Genomic DNA, 5,602 nt, shown 5'->3' with positions numbered 1-5,602 from the left:
CCCGCTGGGCCGGGCTGGCGCTCCAGCGCGAAGCGCCCCCAAACCTGACAACCCGGTGTGTGAGGCAAATTGAGTTGACTGCTATGGGGCCGCTGCGCAGCCCAGCGGGAGCAAGCTCCCTCGCCACAACAGCGGTCCACTTCAGTGCGAGACAGCCATCAACCCCGACGCTGAATGAACGCCCGAATCCGCTCCGCCGCTTCCACGCACTCGGCCAGCGGCGCGACCAAGGCCATGCGCACGCGCCCGGCGCCTGGGTTGACGCCATCCACATCGCGGGACAGGTAGGAGCCCGGCACCACGGTGACGTGTTCCTGTTCGAACAGGTCCCGGCAGAACGCAGCATCATCGCCCGCCACATTCGGCCACAGATAGAAGCTGCCATCAGGACGTTGCACGTCCAGCACCGGGCTGAGGATTTCCAGCACCGCGTCGAACTTCTCCCGGTACAGCGCACGGTTAGCCCGTACATGCTCTTCGTCGTTCCACGCGGCGATGCTTGCCAGTTGGGTCTGAACCGGCATCGCGCAGCCGTGGTAGGTGCGATACAGCAAGAAGCCCTTGAGGATGTCCGCATCGCCGGCGACGAAACCGGAGCGCAGGCCTGGCAGGTTGGAGCGTTTGGACAGGCTGTGGAACACCACGCAGCGCTTGAAATCCTGGCGGCCGAGCTCGACGCAGGCGCTGAGCAGGCCTGGCGGCGGGGTCTGTTCGTCGAAGTACAGTTCGCTGTAGCACTCGTCTGCGGCGATGACGAAGTCGTGCTCGTCGGCCAAGGCGATGAGTTTCTTCAGGACGTCCACCGGAATCAGCGCGCCGGTCGGGTTGCCAGGCGAGCACAGGAACAGGATCTGGCAGCGTTTCCAGATGTCCGGCGAGACGGCATCGAAGTCCGGGTTGAAGCCGTTTTCGTCCAGGCAGGGCAGGTAATGCGGCTTGGCCCCGGCCAGGAACGCGGCGCCTTCATAGATCTGATAGAACGGATTCGGGCTGACCACCAGCGCATCGTCGCCACGGTTGACCACGGTTTGGGTGAAGGCAAACAGCGCTTCACGGGTGCCATTTACCGGCAGCACGTTGCGCGCCGGGTCCAGCCAGCCGTTCGGCACGTTGAAGCGACGTTCGCACCAGCCCGCGATCGCTTCACGCAACTCCGGGATACCGAGGGTGGTCGGGTACACGGCCATTTTTTCCAGATTGCTGGCCAGGGCGTCGGCTACAAAGCTCGGCGAGCGGTGCTTGGGCTCACCGATGGACAGGGCAATTGGCCGCTTGTCCGGGTTTGGCGTGACGCTGCCCAGCAGGGCGCGGAGCTTTTCGAACGGGTAGGGCTGGAGCTGGTTCAGAGCGTTGTTCATCGGGGCCTCGTCAATGTTTGGCGCGGTCCTTGTGGGAGCGAGCCTGCTCGCGATAGCGGTGGGTCAGGCAACATCAATGCTGGATGTTCCGCCGCTATCGCGAGCAGGCTCGCTCCCACAGGGTGTCGGGTTGTTCGCCAGTCATGTGCCCACCGCAGATCCAGTGTGGGAGCGAGCCTGCTCGCGATGGCGGCGCCGTGGTCTTCAGAGATACCGCGCCATGATCGCGTCCACCGCACCTTCCTGGCGCAGTTCATCCAGGGCCGCTTGAAGGCGGGCGACCACGTCGTCGGGCACGTTTTTGTTCAACGCCAGGTACAACTCGGCACTGTTGAACCGTAGCACGGTCTTCAGATCGCTCACCCCTTCCTCACGCGCCAGATAGCGCCCGGCCGGATCCCCGGTGGCCCACAGATCGATTTGACCATTGACCAGCTTCCTGGCGTTGTCCTGATCGCGCAACACGACAATCGGGTTCAGCCCTTGCTTGGCCAAGGTCTCGGCAATCGCGTCACCCTTGTAAGCCCCGATCCTGTATTGACGCGCCTGCTCCAACGAGTCCAGAGAAATCTTGCTGTCGGCCTTGGCGAGCATGATCCAGTCGTCCGGGCCAATCGGGCCGACCCATTTGAAGAGTTTTTCACGCTCGGGCAATCGCGCCGTGACAAACACGCCGTACCCGGGATTATCCAGGGCCAGTTTATAAATTCGCTCCCACGGGAAACGCAGCGTCAGGCTGTAGTTGATATCGGCACGCTTGAATATCTCGCGGACAATGTCCACGGCGATGCCATTGATGTTCTCGTTCTGAGCGAAGTTTTTGCCATTCTTGGCCATGTTGTAGGGCGGGAAGTTTTCCGTCAGCAACACCAGGGAGGTATCGGCGGCGCGGGCGGCGCCTGCAAGCAGCAACGAGGCACCGGCAAAGGCAAGAACAAGGCGTTTAAGCATGTCGGGCTACCGTAATCCATGGTGTGCCCAAGAGTGCCTTGGGCCCGCCATGGTGTCCAGCAATCAGCGAATGCAGATACCACGCTGCGCCATGTAAGCCTTGGCTTCCGGCACGGTGTACTCGCCGAAGTGGAAAATGCTTGCCGCCAGTACCGCACTGGCATGGCCTTCAAGGATGCCATCGGCCAGGTGCTGCAGGTTGCCGACGCCGCCGGAGGCGATGACCGGAATGCCCAAGGCATCGCTGATGGCGCGGGTGACGCCCAGGTCGAAACCGTTTTTCATGCCGTCCTGGTCCATGCTGGTCAGCAGGATCTCACCGGCCCCCAGGCCTTCCATCTTCTTCGCCCATTCCACGGCGTCCAGGCCGGTGGGTTTGCGCCCGCCGTGGGTGAAGATTTCCCAGCGCGGGGTTTCGCCCGGGCCGGAGACTTTCTTGGCATCGATGGCCACGACAATGCACTGCGAACCAAAACGCTGCGCCGCTTCACCGACGAATTCCGGGTTGAACACCGCAGCGGTGTTGATCGACACCTTGTCCGCACCGGCGTTGAGCAGGTTGCGGATGTCCTGCACGGTGCGCACGCCACCGCCCACGGTCAGCGGGATGAACACCTGGCTAGCCATGCGCTCGACGGTATGCAGCGTGGTATCGCGGCCGTCGACGCTGGCCGTGATGTCGAGGAAGGTAATCTCGTCCGCGCCCTGCTCGTCATAGCGACGAGCGATTTCCACCGGGTCACCGGCGTCGCGGATGTTCTCGAACTTGACGCCCTTGACCACCCGGCCGTTGTCCACGTCGAGACAGGGAATGATGCGTTTTGCCAGCGCCATGGTGAGTCCTCAGCCTTTGTAGGAATCGCAGAAGGCCTGGGCCTCAGCAACATCCAGTGTGCCTTCGTAGATCGCACGACCGGTGATCGCACCGATGATGCCTGGCGCCTTGGCGTCGAGCAGCGCCTTGATGTCGCCCAGGTTATGGATGCCGCCGGAGGCGATCACCGGGATCTTCGTGGCGGCGGCCAGGGCGGCAGTGAACGGAACGTTGCAGCCCTGCATCATGCCGTCTTTGGCGATGTCGGTGTAGACGATGGCAGACACGCCATCGGCTTCGAAGCGCTTGGCCAGGTCAATCACCTGCACGGTGCTGACTTCAGCCCAACCATCAGTGGCGACGAAACCGTCCTTGGCATCCAGGCCAACGATGACCTTGCCCGGGAAGGCGCGGCAAGCCTCGGCGACAAACGCCGGGTCTTTCACCGCCTTGGTGCCGATGATCACATAGCTCACGCCGGCCTTGACGTAGTGTTCGATGGTTTCCAGCGAGCGGATGCCACCGCCGATCTGGATCGGCAAATTCGGATAGCGCTTGGCAATGGCCGTGACCACTTCACCGTTCACCGGCTGCCCTTCGAAAGCACCGTTCAGGTCGACCAGATGCAGGCGACGGCAGCCGCCCTCCACCCACTTGGCGGCCATGCTCACCGGGTCATCGGAGAACACCGTGGAGTCTTCCATCCGGCCCTGACGCAGACGTACGCAAGCGCCGTCCTTGAGATCGATAGCGGGAATAATCAGCATCTGGCAAACCTTCAAATTCGAATGTTCAGCTTGGCTCGGAAATCAGTTTTTCTCGAGCGCCCACAAGTCGCTTTCGATGCTCTCGAACCTTTCTTTAAGGTGCGCCTGCACATCGAAAATCGCCCTGTTGTAATAGTGCGGAGCAATTTCGCGGGTAAACAGCTCAAGAATTTCCGCGGCTTCGAACGAACCCAGCTCCAGTTCGAAACGATCCTCCATGAACCGCTGGATCTTGCGGTTCGCCTCACTCTCCTGCTCGGGCGTGAGGGTGAGGATCGGCGGTTTCTTGCGGGCCATTACCAGCGACCGTCCCACGCCGCGAAGTTCTGCAACAGTTGCAGGCCATGGGTATGGCTCTTCTCCGGGTGGAACTGCACAGCGAAGCGCGAACCGTCGGCCAAGGCCGCGGCGAAGTCGACGCCATAGTGACCGCCGCCCACTACCTGCCGGGCATTACCGGCCGCGATGTAGTAGCTGTGCACGAAGTAGAAGCGCGCCAGGTCCGGAATGTTGTGCCACAGGGGGTGATCCACCGTCTGCTTCACCTCGTTCCAGCCCATGTGCGGAACTTTGAGGTGCTCGCCGTCTTCGTGCAGATCCTTGCCGAAAAACTTCACCTGGCCCGGAAACATCGCGATGCAATCGACGCCGTCGTTCTCCTCGCTGCTCTCGAGCAAGGCCTGCATGCCCACGCAGATGCCGAGGAACGGACGGTCCTGGCTGACCTCATGCACCAACGAGTCGAAGCCCAGGCGACGGATCTCGGCCATGCAGTCACGAATCGCACCGACGCCGGGAAAGACCACCCGGTCGGCTTCGCGAATCACGTCGGCATCGCTGGTGATCAGTACCTTGCCGGCGCCCACGTGCTCGAGAGCCTTGGCCACCGAGTGCAGGTTGCCCATGCCGTAATCGATAACCGCGACCGTCTGCATTACAGAACGCCCTTGGTGGAGGGCATTTGCCCGGCCATGCGGTCATCGAGCTCCACGGCCATGCGCAGCGCGCGGCCGAAGGCCTTGAACACGGTTTCGATCTGGTGGTGGGTGTTGTGCCCACGCAGGTTGTCGATGTGCAGGGTCACATTGGCGTGGTTGACGAAGCCCTGGAAAAATTCCTGAAACAGGTCCACGTCGAAGCCGCCAACGGTGGCACGGGTGTACGGCACATGCATTTGCAGGCCCGGACGGCCGGAGAAGTCGATCACCACGCGCGACAGCGCCTCATCGAGCGGCACGTAGGCGTGGCCGTAGCGACGGATACCTTTTTTGTCGCCGATGGCTTTGGTGAAAGCCTGCCCCAGGGTGATGCCGACGTCTTCCACCGTGTGGTGGTCGTCGATGTGCAGGTCACCCTTGCTGACGATATCCAGGTCGATCAGCCCGTGGCGGGCGATCTGGTCCAGCATGTGCTCAAGAAAAGGCACGCCGATATCAAACCGGGCCTTTCCGGTGCCATCCAGGTTGATCGAGGCTTTGATCTGGGTTTCCAGAGTGTCGCGCTCGACAGACGCCTTACGTTCGGCCATCACCAGCTCCGCAAAATCATTGGGCGAAAAAGGCAGCCATTATAGGGGCGCGAGCGGCAAACAGAAACATAAGAGGTGACATCACTGACGGGATGAATCCCCGGCTGTCGGCGATAGACATGTCCATACAAGCATTTTTTGCCATCACCCAAAATCAAATGTGGGAGCGGGCTTGCTCGCGAAA

At 61.6% G+C, this 5,602-nt stretch carries 7 protein-coding genes; all 7 read right to left on the bottom strand.

The window, feature by feature from the left end:
• Positions 1–158: 158 nt before the first annotated feature.
• Positions 159–1,358 carry a succinyldiaminopimelate transaminase gene (gene dapC, locus HU811_RS24230; RefSeq protein ID WP_092401222.1) on the bottom strand — a complete coding sequence of 400 codons (1,200 nt, stop codon included), beginning with the start codon at positions 1,356–1,358 and terminating at the stop codon, positions 159–161.
• A gap of 204 nt (positions 1,359–1,562) precedes the next feature.
• On the bottom strand, positions 1,563–2,309 hold the full coding sequence (locus HU811_RS24225) for a substrate-binding periplasmic protein (protein WP_186658497.1): 747 nt from the start codon (positions 2,307–2,309) through the stop codon (positions 1,563–1,565).
• A 63-nt stretch (positions 2,310–2,372) separates the two neighbouring features.
• On the bottom strand, positions 2,373–3,143 hold the full coding sequence (gene hisF / locus HU811_RS24220) for an imidazole glycerol phosphate synthase subunit HisF (protein ID WP_186658496.1): 771 nt from the start codon (positions 3,141–3,143) through the stop codon (positions 2,373–2,375).
• 9 nt (positions 3,144–3,152) lie between these two features.
• Positions 3,153–3,890 (bottom strand): 1-(5-phosphoribosyl)-5-[(5-phosphoribosylamino)methylideneamino]imidazole-4-carboxamide isomerase, encoded by a 738-nt coding sequence (gene hisA / locus HU811_RS24215; RefSeq protein ID WP_047226900.1) that lies wholly within the window; start codon positions 3,888–3,890, stop codon positions 3,153–3,155.
• Between the two features lie 42 nt (positions 3,891–3,932).
• Positions 3,933–4,187, bottom strand: coding sequence for a DUF2164 domain-containing protein (locus HU811_RS24210; protein WP_092401401.1), 255 nt, complete (start codon positions 4,185–4,187; stop codon positions 3,933–3,935).
• Complete coding sequence (gene hisH, locus HU811_RS24205; protein WP_047226898.1) at positions 4,187–4,825, bottom strand: imidazole glycerol phosphate synthase subunit HisH; 639 nt, start codon at positions 4,823–4,825, stop codon at positions 4,187–4,189. Before hisH ends, HU811_RS24210 begins: the two co-directional genes overlap by 1 nt.
• Complete coding sequence (gene hisB, locus HU811_RS24200) at positions 4,825–5,418, bottom strand: imidazoleglycerol-phosphate dehydratase HisB (protein WP_003186751.1); 594 nt, start codon at positions 5,416–5,418, stop codon at positions 4,825–4,827. Before hisB ends, hisH begins: the two co-directional genes overlap by 1 nt.
• Between the last annotated feature and the right edge of the window lie 184 nt (positions 5,419–5,602).

Source organism: Pseudomonas tehranensis, from assembly GCF_014268615.1.
Lineage (GTDB): Bacteria > Pseudomonadota > Gammaproteobacteria > Pseudomonadales > Pseudomonadaceae > Aquipseudomonas > Aquipseudomonas tehranensis.
Note: the sequence above shows the minus strand (reverse complement) of the source record. Positions and strands in the feature narration are given on the sequence as shown.

What these genes read in the sequence shown, in the direction of transcription:
- HU811_RS24210 (WP_092401401.1), bottom strand. Translation starts at nt 4,187, where the DNA reads ATGGCCCGCAAGAAACCGCCGATCCTCACCCTCACGCCCGAGCAGGAG.
- hisA (WP_047226900.1), bottom strand. Translation starts at nt 3,890, where the DNA reads ATGCTGATTATTCCCGCTATCGATCTCAAGGACGGCGCTTGCGTACGT.
- hisH (WP_047226898.1), bottom strand. Translation starts at nt 4,825, where the DNA reads ATGCAGACGGTCGCGGTTATCGATTACGGCATGGGCAACCTGCACTCG.
- HU811_RS24225 (WP_186658497.1), bottom strand. Translation starts at nt 2,309, where the DNA reads ATGCTTAAACGCCTTGTTCTTGCCTTTGCCGGTGCCTCGTTGCTGCTT.
- dapC (WP_092401222.1), bottom strand. Translation starts at nt 1,358, where the DNA reads ATGAACAACGCTCTGAACCAGCTCCAGCCCTACCCGTTCGAAAAGCTC.
- hisB (WP_003186751.1), bottom strand. Translation starts at nt 5,418, where the DNA reads ATGGCCGAACGTAAGGCGTCTGTCGAGCGCGACACTCTGGAAACCCAG.
- hisF (WP_186658496.1), bottom strand. Translation starts at nt 3,143, where the DNA reads ATGGCGCTGGCAAAACGCATCATTCCCTGTCTCGACGTGGACAACGGC.